This is a genomic window from Corallococcus silvisoli (genome assembly GCF_009909145.1).
GTDB classification, from domain to species: Bacteria; Myxococcota; Myxococcia; order Myxococcales; family Myxococcaceae; genus Corallococcus; species Corallococcus silvisoli.
Genome location: NZ_JAAAPJ010000010.1, coordinates 71,119 through 88,427, shown reverse-complemented (window position 1 = coordinate 88,427; position 17,309 = coordinate 71,119). Strand labels below are relative to the sequence as shown.

The following is a 17,309-nucleotide window of genomic DNA, read 5'->3' as shown; positions in this document are numbered from 1 at the left end:
GGGCAAGGAACGGTCCGTGCCTTCCAACCCGGGTGCTGGGTTCCCGGCCCCAGGATGCGTAAGGTTTGGGGGATGACCGCGACGCTGCTCCTCACCGACCCGCTCTTCCTCCAGCACGACGCGGGCGAGGGCCACCCGGAGTCACCCGCCCGCTTGCGGCGCATCCTCCAGGTCCTGTCACGAAACCCCGTGGCGGGCACGGTGATGGCCCAGCCCCGCTCCGCCACGGACGCGGAGCTGCTGTCGGTGCACACGCCCGCGCACCTGGAGGCCCTGCAGAAGCTGAGCGGCCGCGTCGAGCGCATCGACGAGGACACCGCCGTGTCCCCCGACAGCATCGACGCGGCGCGGCTGGCGGCGGGCGCGGCGGTGCAGGCCGTGGAGGCGGTGATGGCGGGACAGGCGAAGAACGCCTTCGCGCTGGTGCGGCCACCCGGGCACCACGCGGAGCCGGACCGGGCGATGGGCTTCTGCCTCTTCAACAATGTCGCCATCGCGGCGGAGGCCGGACGGCGGCGCGGGGCCGAGCGCGTGCTGGTGTTGGACTGGGACGTCCACCACGGAAACGGCACCCAGGCGGCCTTCTGGGGGCGCCGCGACGTGCTCTACCAGTCCGTGCACCAGTTCCCCTACTACCCGGGCAGCGGCGCGGCGCCGGAGGTGGGCCGGGGCGAGGGCCAGGGCTTCACCGTCAACTGCGGCCTGCCCGGCGGCAACACCGACGCCGACTACGGCATGGTCTTCGAGGACCTGCTGCTGCCCGTGGCGCAGGCGTACCGGCCCGACCTGGTGCTGGTGTCCGCGGGGTTCGACCCGCACCGCGACGACCCGATTGGCGGCATGGACGTCACCGAGCGCGGCTTCGCGGCGATGTGCACCGCCATGCGCGAGCTGGCGGAGGAGGTGTCCGACGGCAAGCTGGTGCTGGTGCTGGAGGGAGGCTACTCGCTGGAGGGCCTGTCGAACTCCGCGCACGCTTGCATTGAAGTGCTGGCGGGGCGCGACGACCGCTTCCCCTCTGGCGACGTCAACGCGGACGCGCGCCGCGCGCTGGCCGCGAGCCGTCAGGCGCTGTTGCCGTACTGGGCCAGCGTGCGCTGAACGGGCCCGGCTTTGGGTTCGAGTCCCGCCTTCCGGACTGTTCTACTCCTGTCCTCACGAGTGGTTGGCGGCGTCCTCGACGCGTGTTGCACGGATGTCGTACGCCGAAGCGAGTGGACGGCCCAGGACGTTGACCGCCGCTCTCTGGCTGTCAGGGCTCAGGGGGTGCAGCGCACCGTCATTTCGATGGTTGCGTGCCCCCATCCAGGAAACCCGGTTCGTCTGAACGCCCGCGCGCGCTGATAGACTCCAGGCGCGTAGGGATGAAGCCCTCCCTTCCGCGAGGACATCGCCGTGCGCTTCCGCGCTTGCATCGCACTCCTCCTCTTCCTTTCCGCGTGCGCCACGCCGGCACCGTCTCCCGGCACACTCGGCACGCGGAGCCAAAGACTCGCCAACCTGGAGCGGGCGGCGCACCTGCCCTGGGCTGACGAGGGGCGGTGCGTTGTCCGCGAAGCATCCCAGCCTTGGCCTCTTCTGGTGGAGAGGTGCTACCGGACCCTCGACCATGACCGGCTCGAGTTCCACGACGCTACGGGAAGGTGCGCGGTCGCCTCCGCTGACGCCGCTGCCGTGGGAATCGGATTCTGCGTGCTGGCGGCTCCCGAGATTGCCGTGGGGGCCGTGATCGTGCTGGGCACGGTGGTGGTCGCCGTCGCCATCAGAGAAGCACTGGATGCATACGAACTCCGCCACGCCTACCCCGAGGAAGCAGGGCCCTCTCGAGGAACGAAGCTGTCCTCCCGGGACACTGAAGCCCAACGCAAGCCCAAGCTCGAGCCCGAGCCCGCGGGGCAAGACTGGCAGCCCCCCGTGCCGCCTGTGCCTGTGGACCGGACAGGCCGAGCCAGCTGTGAGCCTGTTCCAATGCCTCACGCAGGTGGGGACGACCCACACAATGAGTGCGCCGACTGGTTTCCGCCGAACCGCTACCCCGGCAAGGACGTGCTCGTTGGCGGCGTGCGCTTCGATGCGCTGCAAGTCGGCGTGCGCGTGCTGTGGGAGATCAAGACCGACCAGTTCGACACGTACAATGCCTTTCTCCGCGGGCAGGTCATCAAAGGGCAAGCAGCCAAGATGCGGGAAGAGCGAGACATCGCGCTGTCATGTGGATATCGCTTCGCCGTTGGGGTGAGCACCGAAGCGCACAGAGAAGCACTTGAGCGTGAGGCGCCCGAGCTGGAGATCGTCGTCACGGGGTGCAGGCGATGACCACACAGAGCACCCTTGGCATTATTGTCTACGCGCCAGCGCTGCTTGCCGCGGATGGTCGCACTCTCGCTGTCGTCCATGGGATGGAGCAGGCCTTCCCCGGCTTGCGCCTCGACTGGACGGTTTCCGACGAGGGGCGCCCCATCGCTTTACCGCAGCGCGACTCGTGGCTCTCCGAAGGAGCCAGGGATGGAGGCTTCCCTCTCTTGTGCAACGGTGACGAGAGCTTCCCTGTGATGATTTATGGGTTGCGAACACCCGCGCGCCAGGCGCCCGGCGGGCAGTCGTTGCTTGATGTCCATGCAGAGCTGCCACTGAACGAGGCTGTCATCGCGGTGGCAGTGGATGTGCTTGGAGGCGTGGCAGAAGGGGCCCGCGCGTTCTGGGGGCATGCGACGCCGTCTAGCGCGGGTGTCGAGCTCGCACGACAAACACGCGATCCCGTCCACAAGCCAGGGACTCCGCCCCGGGGGCTGCCAGCACTCAGTCTTCCAGAGAAGATCCGCTCGCCGGAGATTCCGCATCGCCTCGGATGGTTGAACTTCTGGTCTGCGGCTACCGCGCAGGCTCTCCGGTTCCCGGACCCGACCCGTGACGCCGAGCTGCTTACGCGGTCCAGGCGCACGGCGACGGGTGGATGGGTCGTACAGCTCACCGACACGCCACTCGACCTGGACAACCCTGCTCACTTGGATGCGCTCAAGCGCGCCTACGAGCGCTTTCCTGAAATCGGCGGACGCGCGGCGCCTAGACCTTGATCAAGGGCTAGGACGCATCTCCCTGTCTTGCGCTCCCGCGCGTCCCTGCTCGCCGACTACACACTTCGTACGCGTCGCCAACGCGGCCCATGGGGGGCGCGCGCCTGCATCGAAGTGCTCGCGGGGCGCGACGACCGCTTTCCCTCCGGCGACGTCAACGCGGACGCGCGCCGGGCGCTGGCCGAGAGCCGTCAGGCGCTGCTGCCGTACTGGGCCAGCGTGCGCTAAGGGCCCCAGTCCGGGCCCCTTCGCGGCGCTGTCGCTGGAGGGACCGCTACTTCACGCCCTGCTGTTGCCTGCTCTTCTCCACCAGCTCCGACGCCTTGGCGGCGATGTTGTCGAACTGGGCGCGGTACACGTCCGAGTGGCTCTTGCCCGTCTTGGCGTCCTTGACGTTCTGGCGCGCCCAGTAGCTTTCGAAGCTGGGGTCCGCCCCCTCCAGACGCTTGCCGAACCGGTCCATCTCCTTGGGCCAGCCCTGGCTCTGGATGCCGTCCTTCATCACGTCGTGGTGGCGCTGGATGCCGTTGTATTCGATGCGCTCCATGCTCTTGGCGAAGTTCTCCCGCCGGGCGTTCAGGTCACCGCCCACGATGTGCTTCCCCAACGCCGCGTTGACCTCCGTCTGGAAGGCGTCGCTCGTCACCTTGCTGAACTTCTTCTGCTGGGCGACGTTGGTCAGCTCGAAGGCCATGACGCTGGCGCGCTTGGGGCCCGTGAGGTCCGGACGCAGCCCGACCTGACCCTTGCCCGAATAGAACATGCCGCCCTGGACCTGATCCTTCGTGATGACGTTGACCGGCTTGTCCTGGGCCGCCGCCGCGTCCTCCGCCAGCTGCTTGTACTTGGGATTCTTCAGCATCTCCTCGTGCGCCAGCTGGTCGTACGCCGCGTGCATCGACGGATCCGTGGGCGGGCGCTGCACCGTGGGCTGCGGCCCCGCGGGAGGACCCTCCGTGCGCTGCTTCTTCTTCGCGGGCCCCTCCTGCACCGGCGTGCGGATGGGCGAGACGAGCTCGTCGTGCTTGCGCTTCGGCGGAAGCGAAGGACCTGAACCTGCCTTGAAGATGCCACGGGTCATGGGATGCGCTCCGGGGGGTTCCCGCGAAGAGGACGGAAGCAGGATAGCGCCCAACCCCAGAAACTCCAGCCACCTCGCCTCCCAGCGCTCCTCGAATCACCGGAGGCGCGTGCGGCGCGGAGGGCCACCACGGATGCGGGCTCGGACATGACCCGCTAACGTCGGGCGCCGAGCGAGGGCGCATGCCTTACATCATCATCGGCTTCCGGCGGCTGGAGCAGCAGAACTACGTCGAATACATCACCCCGGGCGACGGCGACTGCCTCTTCCACAGCCTGTCCTTCCTGCTCCACCGGGCGGGCCGCGACCTGGATCCCCTGGTGCTGCGCCAGCGGGTCCGCGACTTCCTCGAGGGGCTCTACCGGGACCGGACCCCGGCGCTGAACGACTACCGCGCCGGCATGCTCAATGACATCCAGGTCAAGCTGATGTCCGGGGTCTACTACCGGGGCGCCAGCTCCATTCGGGGCTACGCCGATGCCATCGCGGAGGGGGCCGGCGGCGGGAAGCACCAGGCGGTCTGGGGCGATGACACCTGCATCCAGGTGCTCTGCGAGGTGTTCAACCTCCGCGTCGTCGTGCACTCCGACACGGGCAACAGCATCTTCAGCCCCACGCCCTGCGTCGCGACGGTGCTGGCGCCCGGCGTCACCACGCCCCCGCTCCTGCTGGAGCTGTCGAACTACGACCTGCGGCACTTCAATGCCTTGCGGCAGGAGGCCCCGGACTTCCGCCCCGAGGGCCTGCCGTCGGCCACTCCGGCGAAGACCCCCTGGGGGTTCAAGAAGGGCGGCTCCAGCCCCAAGGCCCGGCACCTGGACAAGGACGCCCTCCGGAGCTTCGTCACCAGCCAGAAGGAGATCCGCGTCTTCATCCCGGACAGCAGCGGCTCCGGGCACCAGTCCACGACCGTGCAGGTCATCCAGGAGCTCATCGACCTGGGCGCCACCCTCCTGCGCGTCATCTACGCGCCGGGCGACGAAGAGGAGAACGCCGGCCGGGATGAGCTCACGTGGGTGAAGCTCGTCCGGCTCATTCCCGGGCTGCCGGAGCAGCCGGCCGCCATGCACCGCCTGGGCAAGGCCACGCTCCTCTTCCATTCGCTCGACGCGTTCGAGAACCTGCCCATGGCCGAGGTGCCCCTGGGCGTCACGGGCGGGTGGGATGATCCCCAGAACCCCACCGAGAGCCTGAAGGTCCAGTGGTTCCTCACCCTGCAGCCCCTGCAATGGAGCGGCGTGACCGACCGCTCCGTGGCGCCGAACATCCTCTATGGCGCCGGCAAGGACACCGACGTCCTGCTGGAGGGGGGCTCCGAGTACGGCCCCTCCTTCGTGGACCGGGGCCTCCACGTCGACACCCGCCCGTACCTCACGCCGCGCTGGGCGGACCTTCCCCCGAAGCAGTTTCCCCCCGGCGTCCGGGACTGCATGGCGTTCATCGAGGAGCTGCGCAAGGCGGACCGCATCTCCCTGATGCCTGTCTATTTCTCCGCGGGGCGCCCCGTCGCGGAGGCCTCGGACATCCTGTTCAACCTGGTGGCGGGGCTCAGCACCCTGCGCGTCTCTGGCGCGCCGCTGAAGCCCGTCGTGATCCCCGTCCTCGCGCCGCTCCCAGCGGAGGACTACCTGGCCCTGCGGCTCCGGCTGGCGCCAGACCCCCAGCCCCAGGCCGTCGCGGTGCAGACGGGACGCTCGGCCTTCTCGACCGTCAGCCGGCTCGATGAGCTGTTCCCCTCCCGCCATGTGTACCTGGGGGGCACCCGGCTGTTCGAGGCGTTCCGCGACGTGGGCCTCGCGGGGAACCTGCCGGAGTTCCTGGTCCGGGGAGGTTTCCACCCGAGCCGCATCCCGCCCATCCTCATCCTGCCGTTCGGACGGATCCCGTCGCTCGCCTTCGGGCGCCTCATGGTCCTCGCGGATCTCCCCAGCGTCTTCGAAGGCGCGGGGACGATGAACCTCGCCCTCAACCTGGGGAAGCCCTACCTGCGGCTGATGAGCCAGGAGGACATCGGCAAGAACTTCTACCCCCTCCCGGGGCAGGACGCCGCCGCCTGGTCCAGGCACTGCAACAACGCCGCCTCCAGCCTGTCGGAGTCCGCCGCCTACTGGGAGCTGCTGCTCTCACAGAGCCGGGCCCGGTCCGGTCCGTTGCCCGTCCTGTCGGACCGCATCCTCGCGAACTTCTTCACCGAGCTGGCCAACCCCCACTCGGACACCCGCAGGGGCTTCGCGCTCCAGGCGACGTTCTACGGCAACCCCGACAACGCCAAGCTGAGGATGGGCCTGCGCCGCGTCATCCAGGCGCACGGCGAACCGCCCTCCAAGAAGTAGGCCGCCCGCGCCCTTCAGAACGCCAGGTTGAGCTGGAGCGTCACCAGGTTGGAGGTGCCCGGGTCGTGGGCCAGCTTCACCGCGCCCAGCAGCTCCGGGTCCGGCGAGCGCTGGTGCGCGAACTGGTAGCGCAGCTTGAAGGCCAGGAAGGGCGCGTCCACGAACCACGCGAGCTGCGCCTCCAGGACATACAGCGAGTCGTCGGGCAGCTCGTGGCTCACGTCCAGCCAGGACAGCCGCACGCCCGCGTCCAGCACCTTCTTGTAGAAGACGTAGTCCGCCTGCGCCCACGCGCCCACGCTGGTGAAGTTCGGGCCGGAGGGCCGCTCCGGGTGGACGCGCTCGATCCACCCCTCCGCGTAGAAGGTGAAGCGCTGGGCCTGGAGCATGAAGTCCACGCCGCCGGTGACGAACTTGCGCAGGCCCTCGTCGGTGATCTCGAAGCCGCCCGTCTCCACGTTGAAGTTCTCCTCGACGCGGTCCACCTTGCCGCCCGCGCCCTGCACCGTGAAGGACACGCGGAACGGCGCGCCCTTCTCATCCGACATGATGTACGGCAGCTCGCCGTAGCCCATGGGGCCCATGGGGTTCACCGTGAGCCGCGCGTTGGACACCCAGCGTCCCGGGTCCGACGTGATGGAGCGCAGCGGCGAGCCGCCATAGATGCCCGCGTAGTACTCCAGCGCCTTCGCGGTCCCCATGAACGTCAGGCCCTTGTCGCGGCCGGTCCAGAAGTAGTTCGCGACCGGCGCGAACTCCGGGAAGAGGATCTGCTGCGGCCCCAGCGACTCATGCCGGCTGATGGGCGTGTATTGCTGTCCCGCGCGCACGCCCAGGACCTTCCACGGCTGCAGGTCCACGTAGGAGTCCAGCAGGTAGGGCGCCCCCGCCGACGCCAGCTCCAGCGACGTCCAGAACTGGACCCACGGCCGGAACACGTTGCCGTAGAGGCGCGGGCGCAGGAACGGGAACGCCGTGCGGGACTGCGCGTGGCCGTTCTCCCAGACGGGCTCCAGCTTGTAGGCGCTCTGCAACCCCGCCCCCAGCTTGTAGCGGCCGTCCTCCGACTCGACGGCGAAGCCCTTGTCCTTCGGGGGCGTCTCCACCTTCGGAGGCTTGTCGTCGCCCTCGGCCTCCTCCGCGGCGCCCGCGCCCATCGCGGCGAGCACCCCCAGAAGCCCCAGCCAGCCCCACCGCTGCCGCTTGCCCATGCGCTCCCACCCGCCCGGGTCCCCCTCTTCGCGCGGGGACCCGAGCCATGGTGGGAGGCAAGGGGCCGGGCGGCATCACCGCCCGCGGTCTCTCGCGCTATCGCGAGCCGGACACTCCCGCGCCGGAGGGGGCCGCCTGCTTCGGGCCAGACGCGGAGAAGAGGTCCCCGCCCAGCTCCGTGATGATGGACTCCACCGCCTTCTGGCCGCGCACGCTGTTGCCCGCCTTGTCCAGCGGCGGGGAGAACGTCGCCACCGCGAAGCGGCCGGGCACCACCGCCACGATGCCGCCGCCCACGCCGCTCTTCGCGGGGAGGCCCGCGGTGAAGGACCAGTCCCCGGAGTTCTCATAGAGGCCGGTGGTGAGCATCAGCGACAGCACCTTCTGCGCGTTGTCGGAGTCCACCACGCGCTTGCCGGTGACGGGGTTCGTCCCGCCGTTGGCCAGCGTGGCCCCCATGATGGCCAGGTCCTTCGCGGTGACGTTCACCGAGCACTGGCGCGTGTAGACGTCCAGCGCCTCCATGGGGTCGCCGGGCAGCGCGTCGTAGGACTTGAGCAGCCAGGAGATGGCGCGGTTGCGCGTGTTGGTGGCGGACTCGGAGTGGTAGACGGGCTCGTTCACGTCCAGCTCGCGCCCCGCGAAGGCGTTGAGCGTGTCCTCGATGCGCGTCCAGCGCGCGTCCGCGTCCTGGGCCGGCACCATGCTCACCGCGGTGATGGCGCCCGCGTTCACCAGCGGGTTGCCCGCGGGCGGGCGCTTCGCCTCGTGGTTCTGCTCAATCGCGATGATGGAGTTGAAGGGTTCGCCCGTGGCGTTGGTGCCAATCTTCTTCTCCACCGTGTCCGCCCCCACGTCCTGGAGGACGCGCGCCAGGGTGAAGGGCTTGGACACGGACTCGATGGCGAAGGGGTGCTCGGCGTCCCCCACGGAGAAGACGCGCCCGTCCACCGTCACCAGCACGATGCCGAAGAGGTTGGGGTCCACCTTCGCCAGCGACGGGATGTAGTCCGCGTTCTTGCCGCTCTTCACGCCCTGGTAGCGGGCATGGGCCCGTCGCAGCGCGTCCTTCGCCTCCGCGGAGGACACGTCCGCGTCCGTTGCCGCCCGCGGGGTCTTCCGCGCCTGCGCGGGCGCCCCGTTCTGGGCGAACCCCGCACCCGGCGCCCCCAGCAGCCCCACCGCACAAGCGAGCGCAATCACCGCCCGCCGCATCCCGCACCCCGTGGCCTTCGACATGGACCGTCCTCCCTTGCCTTGCGTGCGGTTCACCCTGGAGACGCAGGGCCCTGTCGGGCAACGCACGCCCTCCGGGTGGAACGGGCGGACGCGCCACTGGCCGTCCCCCACCGTGGGACGAGGCCCCCGTCCCCGGCACGCGCCATCTCACCTTTCGTACGCCCCACCCGCCGCCAAGGAGCGCGCATGCCACTGCATGGGAAGGACGAAGTCCGCGCACGCATCAACGACGACGTCTACGCGTCACCCGACCTGTCCGTCCCGATGCCCAAGTTCCGCATCCCGGATGACGAGCACAGCGCGGAGCACGCCTACGCGGTGGTGCATGACGAGCTGCTGCTGGACGGCAACTCGCGGCAGAACCTGGCCACCTTCTGCCAGACGTGGTCCGAGCCCCAGGTGCACCGGCTGATGGACGAGTGCCTGGACAAGAACATGATCGACAAGGACGAGTACCCGCAGACCGCGGAGATTGAAACGCGCTGCGTGAACATGCTCGCCGACCTCTGGCACGCGCCCGACGCGAGCGACACCCTGGGCACCTCCACCACCGGCTCCAGCGAGGCGGCCATGCTGGGCGGCCTGGCCCTCAAGTGGCGCTGGCGCAAGCGCCGCGAGGCCGAAGGCAAGCCCACGGACAAGCCCAACCTCATCTGCGGCCCGGTGCAGATCTGCTGGCACAAGTTCGCGCGCTACTTCGACGTGGAGCTGCGGCAGGTGCCGCTCGCCCCCGGCCGGATGACGCTGACGCCGGAGGAGGTGCTCAAGGCCTGCGACGAGAACACCATCGGCGTCGTGCCCACGCTGGGCATCACCTTCAACCTCGTCTACGAGCCGGTGAAGGCCATCGCCGACGCGCTGGACGACCTCCAGCGCCGCACGGGGCTGGACATCCCCATCCACGTGGACGCGGCGAGCGGAGGCTTCATCGCGCCCTTCATCCACAAGGACGTGGTGTGGGACTTCCGCCTGGAGCGGGTGAAGTCCATCAACGCCTCCGGCCACAAGTTCGGCCTGACGCCGCTGGGCTGCGGCTGGGTGGTGTGGCGCGACCGGAGCGACCTGCCGGAGGAGCTGGTGTTCCGCGTGGACTACCTGGGCGGGGACATGCCGACGTTCGCGCTGAACTTCTCCCGGCCGGGCGGGCAGATCGTCATCCAGTACTACAACTTCCTGAGGCTGGGGAAGGAAGGCTACCGGCGCGTCCAGCAGTCCTGTTCGGACACGGCGAACTTCATGTCGCTGGCCATCGAACAGATTGGCCTCTTCGACATCCTCTACGACGGCCGGGGCGGCGTGCCCGGCGTGTGCTGGAAGCTGAAGGATGGCGTCAAGCCGGGCTTCACGCTCTATGACCTGGCGGACCGGATGCGCGAGCGCGGCTGGCAGGTGCCCGCCTATCCCATGCCCGCCAACCTCCAGGACCTGGTGGTGCAGCGCGTGCTGGTGCGCCACGGCGTGAGCCGGGACCTGGCCACGCTGCTGGTGCACGACCTGGTCGCCTGCATCGAGCACTTCCGCCGCCACCCGGTGAGCACGCCCATGACGAAGGAAGAGGCCTCCGGCTACCACCACTGAAGTCCGCGACAGGGAGCGTCCCGATGCGAGTCATCACACGCCACACCGCGCTGCTGGTGGGGGCGGTGGCCGTGGGGCTGGCGGTCGTCGCCTTCGCCCAGGGGGCTCCGGCCCCGGCCGCGCCCCCCCGGCCGCATGGCCCGTTCGGGGTGCTGCTCGCGGCGCTGGGCAAGCAGCCCTTCATCCTGCTGTTCCTGGTCATCGCGGGGGGCTACGCGCTGGGCAAGGTGCAGGTGAAGGGCGTGGGCCTGGGCGCCACCGCGGCCACGCTGCTGCTGGGGATGGTGGTGAGCCTCTGGGCCTATCAGGCCTTCCACATCACCTATGCCATCCCGGAGTTCACCAGCACGGTGTTCTTCAACCTCTTCATCTTCGCCATCGGGATGAAGGTGGGGCCGCAGTTCATTGGCGGCATCCAGCGCGAGGGGCGCCACCTGCTGGTGCTGGCGCTGCTGGTGCCGCTGCTGTCGTCGCTGCTGGTGTACCTGTCCCGGTTCGTCTTCCACCTCCAGCCGGGGCTCGTGGCCGGCATCCTCTCCGGCGCGAACACCGCGACGCCGGGCTTCGGCGCGGCGCAGTCCGCCCTGGCCAGCGGCGCGGTGAAGCTCACCGGTGGCGCGACGCTGGAGCAGGCGCGAGCGAACCTGACGACGTCCTACGCGCTGCTCTACTCCGTCAGCATGGTGCTCTTCACCGTGATGGCCAAGGTGCTGCCCGGGATGTTCGGCCGGGACGCGGTGGCGGACGCGAAGGCGATGGAGAAGGAGCTGGCCGGAGAGCAGCAGGACCCGCTGCCGGGCACCGCCGAGTCCTTCCTCCGGGGCAACGCGCCGCTGCACGTGCGCGTGTTCCGCGTGGAGAGCCCGGAGGTGGAGGGGCGCTCGCTCCAGCAGCTGAGTCCGCTGGCCCCGCGCGCCGGCATCGAGCGGGTGCTGCACGCGGGCCGCGTCTACCTGCCCGAGGACGGCCTGGTGCTGCACCGGGGGGACGAGGTCGCCGTGGCCGGCCCGGTGGGGCTGCTCCTCGCCGGGCCCGAGCGCATCGGGCCGGAGGTGGATTCGCGGCTGGGGGACGTGCACGTCGAGACGATGGAGATCGTCGCCCACAAGGCGGACCTCGTGGGGCACTCGCTGGGGGAGCTGGCCCGCGAGGAGGGCCACGGCCTGTACCTCAACGCGCTCTTTCGCGGCGGCGACGAGCTGCCCATTGGCCGTGACGTGGTCATCCGCCGGGGTGACGTGCTGCGCGTGACGGGCAGCCGCCGGCGCCTGGACGCCATCCAGAAGCGCGTGGGGCGCGTGGTGCGGCCCAGCCTGGTGACGGACATCATCACCCTGGCGCTGGGGTTGTCGTTGGGCGCGTTGCTGGGCGCCATCACCGTGCCCGTGGGCGGGGTGAAGTTCAGCCTGGGCTCCGCGGTGGGCCTGCTCATCGTGAGCATCGGCTTGAGCATCCTGCGCACCCACAACCCGGCGCTGGGCGGCCCGTTCCCGGAGGCGGCGCGCGAGCTGCTGGAGGACCTGGGCCTCAACGTCTTCATCGCCATCCTGGGCATCAACGCGGGCGCGGGCGTGGCGAGCGCCGTCGCGGGGGGGACGCTGACGCCCATCCTCGTCGTGGGCCTCGTCGCGGCGCTGGTGCCGCCCATCGTCGCGTGGGCGGTGGGCCAGTACGTGATGAAGATGAACACCGCCGTGCTGATGGGCGCCGTCGCGGGCGCGCGGTGCAACAGCGCCGGCATGCGGGCGTCGCAGGAGGCCACCCACAGCATCATCCCGGCCATCGGCTATCCGGTGACGTTCGCGGTGTCGAACCTGCTGCTCACGCTCATCTGCTACCTCTTCGCGCTGATGGGCTGACAGGCGCGGGCGTTCTGCCGCCGACGGACGCAAGGGCGGGGCGGGCAATACCGTCATCACGGGGGCCCTCCCACGTTCGCCGGCATGCGAACTCCGCTCCTGGCCCTGGCCCTCTTGCTCGCGCCCGTCCTGACGGCCGATGCCCAATCCGCGGAGGAGTGCCGGCCGCTCCGTGACCGGATGCTGAGCGGCCACCTCTTCGAGCTGCCCATCCTGCAGCAGAGCGCGCTGGTCACCACGCACATCGGCATGCGCACCGGCATCGCGCGCTACCACGTGCCGGACGTGCCCGTGGGAGACACCCGCCGGCTGGACGCCCTGCTCCTGGGGTTCCAGGAGACGCTGGACGTGGGCCTGCGGCTCACGGACTGGCTGGCCCTGGCGGGCTTCGCGCAAGGCGTCGGCATCCTGGGGTCCACGCCTCCGGCGCTCATCGCCCGCGGGGGTTCGGTGGACCTGGTGGGCCAGGCGGGGCTGGTGCTGCGGCTGCTCCGCAACGAGGCGAGCGGCTCCCAGGTCTCCCTCCGCGCCAATGGGGGCTACGACAAGGGGAGGAGCCTGACGCTGCTGCCCTTCACGCGGGCCATCATCAACAACCCGCTCCTGACGCTGGACGACGTGTTCAACGGCGACATCGCCCAGTACCTGCAGGTGCCCTCCTCCGAGACGACCGTCAATGGCGGCGTGTACCTGGCGCAGGCGCTGGGAGCCAGCTTCTCCGTCCAGGCCTCCGCCTCCGCGGAGTACGCGTGGCAGAAGCGCGAGCCCTTCGACGCCGTGGCGGGCGGCCGCGTGGTGCAGGACACGTACGCCGTGCGGGTGGACCTGTCCGCGGCGCTGACGGCGGACCTGCGCCCCGCGCTGGGCATCCCCATCGCGGTGATGGGCGAGTACCTCTTCCGCACCGGGAGGCAGACGTTCGTGGACCTGCCCCACCGCACCCTCCACTCGAGCACGCTCGCGCTGGGCGTCTACTACTCCGGTCGCCAGCACCTGCAGTTCGGCGTGGGCGCGGCGACCACGCTCAAGCTGGCCCCCCTGCAGGGGTTGGATACGGAGGACGAGACAATGGTGTCGGGCGACCCCAAGCTCTCCTACGGCCAGCTCATCCTCCGCTACATCTTCTGACCCGGCCCCCGGCGGCCCGTCCGTCCCCACTCCCGGGACGATGATCCTGCCCATCCGGGTGGCCACATCGTCCCCATGGGAGAAGCTCCACACCCGCCCGCCGCGCGGGGCCACGCCTCGTGGCTTGCCCGCGTCAGCCCCTTCGTGGCCTCGCTGCACGGCTACGACCGGGCGCGGCTGAAGAAGGACCTGGTGGGCGCGCTCACGGTGACGGCGCTGCACATCCCGGAGGGCATGGCCTACGCGCAGCTCGCCGGACTCCCGCCTCAGGCGGCGCTGTACTCCACGCCCGCGGCGCTGGCGCTCTACGCGCTGTTCGGCAGCTCGCGCCAGCTCATCGTCGCGGTGTCCGCCAGCGTGTCGGTGCTCTCCGCCGCCACGGTGGGCGCGCTGGCGCAGCAGGGGTCCCCGCGCTTCGTGGCCCTCACCGCCGCGCTGGCGCTGCTGGCGGGCGCCGTCGCGGCGCTGGCGGGCGTGCTGAAGCTGGGCCGCGTCGCGCAGTTCTTCTCCGCCTCCGTGCTCAGCGGCTTCGTGTTCGGGCTGGCGCTCATCATCGCCATCAAGCAGGTGCCCAAGCTCCTTGGCATCGAAGGCGCCAAGGGCGGCTTCTTCGAACGGCTGGGCTTCATCCTCTCCCACCTGGGACAGACCCACCCGCTGACGCTCGTCGTGGGCGCGTCGAGCATCGCGGCGCTGCTCCTGTTGGGGAGGGTGTCCCGGCGCATCCCCGCCGCGCTCGCGGTGCTGGTGCTGGGCATCGCCGTGTCCGCGCTGCTGCACCTGGACGCGAAGGGGGTGGCCATCGTGGGGCCCATCCCCTCCGGGCTCGTGTCCCCCCGGCTGCCTCCGGGCGTGGGCTGGCAGGACCTCTTGAAGCTGCTGCCGGGGGCGTGCGGCATCGCGCTGGTGGCGTTCGCGGAGGCCATTGGCCCGGCGCGCATGTTCGCGGCGAAGCACGGCTACGAGGTGGACCCCAACCGGGAGCTGGTGGGCCTGGGCGCCGCGAACGTGGGCGGCGGCCTCTTCCGGGGCTTCGGCATGGGGTGCAGCCTGTCCAAGTCCGCCGCCAATGATCAGGCGGGCTCCACCACGCAGGTGTCATCGCTGGTGACGGCGGGCCTGACGCTGCTCGTGGCCCTCTTCCTCACCGGCCTGTTCCGCGCGCTGCCCGAGGCCACGCTGGGCGCCATCGTGGTGGTGGCCATCCTGGGGATGATGGACGTGAAGGAGCTGGCGCGGCTGGCCCACCTGCGCCGCGCGGACTTCCTGGGCGCGGCGGTGGCGTTGCTGGGCGTGCTGGCCTTCGACGTGCTCCCCGGCCTGCTCATCGCGGTGGGCGTGTCGCTGTTCCTCACCGTCTACCGCGCCAGCCGCCCGCGCCTGAGCGAGCTGGGCCGCGTGCCGGGGACGCTGGACCTGGCGGCGACCCACCGCGAGTCCTCCGCCATCACCCTGCCCGGCCTCCACGTCTTCCGGCCGGAGGAAGGCCTCTTCTTCGCCAACGCGACGTCCCTCCGGGACGAGGTGCTCGTCCGCGTGCGCGACGCGGCCTCGCCGGTGCGCGAGGTGCTGCTGGACCTGGAGCTGACGGACGACCTGGACGTGCCGGGCGCGGACATGCTGGCCGGCCTGCACGAGGACCTGTCCCACCGGGGCATCACCCTGGCCCTGGCGCGCGTGCACGCGCCCACGCACCGGATGCTGGAGCGCACGGGCGTCCTGGAGAAGGTGGGCGCCCAGAATGTCTACCCGCAGGTGAGCACGGGCGTGGAGGCGTGGATGGCGCGCCACGAATCCCAGGTCTGGCAGGAATGGCGCCTCATCCACGACGGCCTGGACCTGGTGCGCGCGCGCGTGGACGAGGCTGGCGCGACGCTGCACGGCGAGGAGCGCCACCGACAGAAGGACCTGCTCGTCCAGTTGGACGAAGCGGAGTCGCGGATGCGGAGGCTGCTCGACCACCTGCCGCACCCGCCATCCGACGACGACGGGGGCCCCCGCGGCCCCACGCACTGAAGCAGTCCCCCCAACGCAAAGGAGAGCGGCACATGGCGACCACTGGCAAGACGAAGTCCACGGGCAATGGCAATGGCCACGGCAAGCACGAGAAGCGCAAACCCAACATCCTGGTCATCTGGGGCGACGACATCGGCTACTGGAACATCAGCGCCTACAACCAGGGGATGATGGGCTACCGCACGCCCAACATCGACCGCATCGCGAAGCAAGGCGCGCTGATGACGGACTGCTACGGCCAGCAGAGCTGCACCGCGGGCCGCGCGGCGTTCATCACCGGCATGAACCCGCTGCGCACGGGGCTCACCACCATCGGCATGCCCGGGGCCAAGTACGGCCTCCAGGACTCCGACCCCACCATCGCGGAGATGCTCAAGCCGCTGGGCTACACCTGCGGCCAGTTCGGCAAGAACCACCTGGGCGACTCCAACCCCTACCTGCCCACGGTGCACGGCTTCGACGAGTTCTTCGGCAACCTCTACCACCTCAACGCGGAGAACGAGCCGGAGTGCCCCGACTACCCGAAGGACCCGGCCTTCAAGGAGCGCTTCGGCCCGCGCGGCGTGCTGCACGCCTGGGCCACCGAGCGCAACGACGCCACCGAGGACCCTCGCTGGGGCGTGGTGGGCAAGCAGCGCATCGAGGACACCGGCGCGCTCACCCGGAAGCGAATGGAGACGGTGGACGGCGAGTTCCTCCAGGGGACGCTGGACTTCATGGAGCGCGCGGTGAAGGAGGGCAAGCCGTTCTTCCTCTGGCACAACACCACGCGCACCCACGTCTGGACCTACCTCCAGAAGAAGTACCAGAACGCCACCGGCTACGGCCTCTACGCGGACGCGATGCGGGAGCTGGACGACATCGTCGGGGTGCTGCTGGACAAGCTCGATGAGCTGGGCATCGCGGACGACACGCTGGTGGTGTTCTCCACCGACAACGGCGCGGAGAAGATGGGCTGGCCGGACGGCGGCAACTGCCCGTTCCGCGGTGAGAAGGGCTCGACGTGGGAGGGCGGCGTGCGCGTGCCGTGCGTGGTGCGCTGGCCGGGCGTGGTGGAGCCGGGGCGCGTCATCAATGACATCTTCGCGCACGAGGACTGGATGCCCACGCTGGTGGCCGCGGCGGGCGGCCCCACGGACCTCGTGGAGAAGTGCAAGCGCGGCTACAAGGTCGGCGACAAGACGTTCAAGGTCCACCTGGATGGGTACGACCAGAACGCGCTCCTGGCGGGCACGGCGCCGGGCAACCGCGACCAGTTCATCTACGTGCTCGACAGCGGCAACGTCGCGGCGGTGCGCTACAAGGACTGGAAGGTCATCTTCAGCTACCAGGACGGCGAAGGGCCGGACATGTGGTTCAGCGGCAAGCGCTTCAACCCCGCGTGGCCCTACCTCATCAACCTGCGCTCGGACCCCTTCGAGTACGGGCCGCACTCGGGGCTCTACACGCAGTGGTATGGCGAGCGCATGTTCACCTTCGTGCCCGCGCAGATGCTGATGCGGCAGTTCGCGGAGAGCCTCCTCGAGTTCCTGCCGAGCCAGGCGCCGGGCAGCCTGAGCATCGGGCCGATGAAGGAGCGCGTGCAGCGGAAGATCGAGGAGGCGCGCAAGCACAAGGACGAGCCGAGCATCGGCGCCCAGGTGATGTCGCTGGCCAATGAAGTGGAGCAGCTCATCCACCGCGTCCAGCAGTCTCACGCGTAGCCCCAGGCGGCGCCGGGCGGTGGAGGGGCGCCATTCCTCCACTGCCCGACACCGCTCCTGTTCTCCGGTGCGAGTGTCATTCCCCGCGC

Annotated in this window: 12 protein-coding genes; 9 read left to right on the top strand and 3 right to left on the bottom strand. The window is 70.0% G+C overall.

Features of this window, described 5'->3' with window-relative positions:
* Positions 1 to 72: 72 nt before the first annotated feature.
* The 3 genes from GTY96_RS20775 (at position 73) to GTY96_RS20765 (ending at position 3,071) form a co-directional block, all read left to right on the top strand.
* Positions 73 to 1,101, top strand: coding sequence for a histone deacetylase family protein (locus GTY96_RS20775; RefSeq protein WP_186001848.1), 1,029 nt, complete (start codon positions 73 to 75; stop codon positions 1,099 to 1,101).
* A gap of 573 nt (positions 1,102 to 1,674) precedes the next feature.
* The gene (locus tag GTY96_RS20770; RefSeq protein ID WP_328700959.1) at positions 1,675 to 2,313 is read left to right on the top strand and encodes a DUF6310 domain-containing protein; all 639 of its coding nucleotides are present in this window, start codon (positions 1,675 to 1,677) and stop codon (positions 2,311 to 2,313) included.
* Positions 2,310 to 3,071 (top strand): DUF5953 family protein, encoded by a 762-nt coding sequence (locus tag GTY96_RS20765; protein WP_143900545.1) that lies wholly within the window; start codon positions 2,310 to 2,312, stop codon positions 3,069 to 3,071. The genes GTY96_RS20770 and GTY96_RS20765 overlap by 4 nt, the downstream gene beginning before the upstream one ends.
* 274 nt (positions 3,072 to 3,345) lie before the next feature.
* Here the strand turns inward: GTY96_RS20765 and GTY96_RS20755 are convergent, their stop codons facing one another.
* The gene (locus GTY96_RS20755; protein WP_161665582.1) at positions 3,346 to 4,152 is read right to left on the bottom strand and encodes a hypothetical protein; all 807 of its coding nucleotides are present in this window, start codon (positions 4,150 to 4,152) and stop codon (positions 3,346 to 3,348) included.
* Between the two features lie 182 nt (positions 4,153 to 4,334).
* Between GTY96_RS20755 and GTY96_RS20750 the strand changes: the two genes are divergently transcribed.
* On the top strand, positions 4,335 to 6,485 hold the full coding sequence (locus GTY96_RS20750) for an OTU domain-containing protein (RefSeq protein WP_143900380.1): 2,151 nt from the start codon (positions 4,335 to 4,337) through the stop codon (positions 6,483 to 6,485).
* A 14-nt stretch (positions 6,486 to 6,499) separates the two neighbouring features.
* On the opposite strand, the gene GTY96_RS20745 is transcribed toward GTY96_RS20750, so the two are convergent.
* Complete coding sequence (locus tag GTY96_RS20745; RefSeq protein ID WP_143900382.1) at positions 6,500 to 7,696, bottom strand: porin family protein; 1,197 nt, start codon at positions 7,694 to 7,696, stop codon at positions 6,500 to 6,502.
* A gap of 97 nt (positions 7,697 to 7,793) precedes the next feature.
* Positions 7,794 to 8,936 (bottom strand): glutaminase A, encoded by a 1,143-nt coding sequence (gene glsA, locus GTY96_RS20740; RefSeq protein WP_161665581.1) that lies wholly within the window; start codon positions 8,934 to 8,936, stop codon positions 7,794 to 7,796.
* 186 nt (positions 8,937 to 9,122) lie between these two features.
* On the opposite strand from glsA, the gene GTY96_RS20735 reads away from it, so the two are divergent.
* The 5 genes from GTY96_RS20735 (at position 9,123) to GTY96_RS20715 (ending at position 17,220) form a co-directional block, all read left to right on the top strand.
* A complete protein-coding gene (locus GTY96_RS20735; RefSeq protein ID WP_143900385.1) occupies positions 9,123 to 10,514 on the top strand; it encodes a glutamate decarboxylase in 1,392 nt (463 codons plus the stop codon).
* A 23-nt stretch (positions 10,515 to 10,537) separates the two neighbouring features.
* Positions 10,538 to 12,373: an aspartate:alanine exchanger family transporter gene (locus GTY96_RS20730; protein WP_161665580.1), complete on the top strand. Its 1,836-nt coding sequence runs from the start codon at positions 10,538 to 10,540 to the stop codon at positions 12,371 to 12,373.
* Between the two features lie 84 nt (positions 12,374 to 12,457).
* Positions 12,458 to 13,501 (top strand): hypothetical protein, encoded by a 1,044-nt coding sequence (locus GTY96_RS20725; protein ID WP_143900389.1) that lies wholly within the window; start codon positions 12,458 to 12,460, stop codon positions 13,499 to 13,501.
* Positions 13,502 to 13,576: 75 nt separating this feature from the next.
* Positions 13,577 to 15,517, top strand: coding sequence for a SulP family inorganic anion transporter (locus GTY96_RS20720; protein WP_161665579.1), 1,941 nt, complete (start codon positions 13,577 to 13,579; stop codon positions 15,515 to 15,517).
* Between the two features lie 32 nt (positions 15,518 to 15,549).
* Entirely contained in the window at positions 15,550 to 17,220 is a 1,671-nt protein-coding gene (locus tag GTY96_RS20715) for an arylsulfatase (protein WP_161665578.1), read from the top strand.
* The last annotated feature ends 89 nt before the right edge of the window (positions 17,221 to 17,309 follow it).

What these genes read in the sequence shown, in the direction of transcription:
- GTY96_RS20720 (WP_161665579.1), top strand. Translation starts at nt 13,577, where the DNA reads ATGGGAGAAGCTCCACACCCGCCCGCCGCGCGGGGCCACGCCTCGTGG.
- GTY96_RS20735 (WP_143900385.1), top strand. Translation starts at nt 9,123, where the DNA reads ATGCCACTGCATGGGAAGGACGAAGTCCGCGCACGCATCAACGACGAC.
- GTY96_RS20730 (WP_161665580.1), top strand. Translation starts at nt 10,538, where the DNA reads ATGCGAGTCATCACACGCCACACCGCGCTGCTGGTGGGGGCGGTGGCC.
- GTY96_RS20715 (WP_161665578.1), top strand. Translation starts at nt 15,550, where the DNA reads ATGGCGACCACTGGCAAGACGAAGTCCACGGGCAATGGCAATGGCCAC.
- GTY96_RS20725 (WP_143900389.1), top strand. Translation starts at nt 12,458, where the DNA reads ATGCGAACTCCGCTCCTGGCCCTGGCCCTCTTGCTCGCGCCCGTCCTG.
- GTY96_RS20745 (WP_143900382.1), bottom strand. Translation starts at nt 7,696, where the DNA reads ATGGGCAAGCGGCAGCGGTGGGGCTGGCTGGGGCTTCTGGGGGTGCTC.
- GTY96_RS20750 (WP_143900380.1), top strand. Translation starts at nt 4,335, where the DNA reads ATGCCTTACATCATCATCGGCTTCCGGCGGCTGGAGCAGCAGAACTAC.
- GTY96_RS20765 (WP_143900545.1), top strand. Translation starts at nt 2,310, where the DNA reads ATGACCACACAGAGCACCCTTGGCATTATTGTCTACGCGCCAGCGCTG.
- GTY96_RS20775 (WP_186001848.1), top strand. Translation starts at nt 73, where the DNA reads ATGACCGCGACGCTGCTCCTCACCGACCCGCTCTTCCTCCAGCACGAC.
- glsA (WP_161665581.1), bottom strand. Translation starts at nt 8,936, where the DNA reads ATGTCGAAGGCCACGGGGTGCGGGATGCGGCGGGCGGTGATTGCGCTC.
- GTY96_RS20755 (WP_161665582.1), bottom strand. Translation starts at nt 4,152, where the DNA reads ATGACCCGTGGCATCTTCAAGGCAGGTTCAGGTCCTTCGCTTCCGCCG.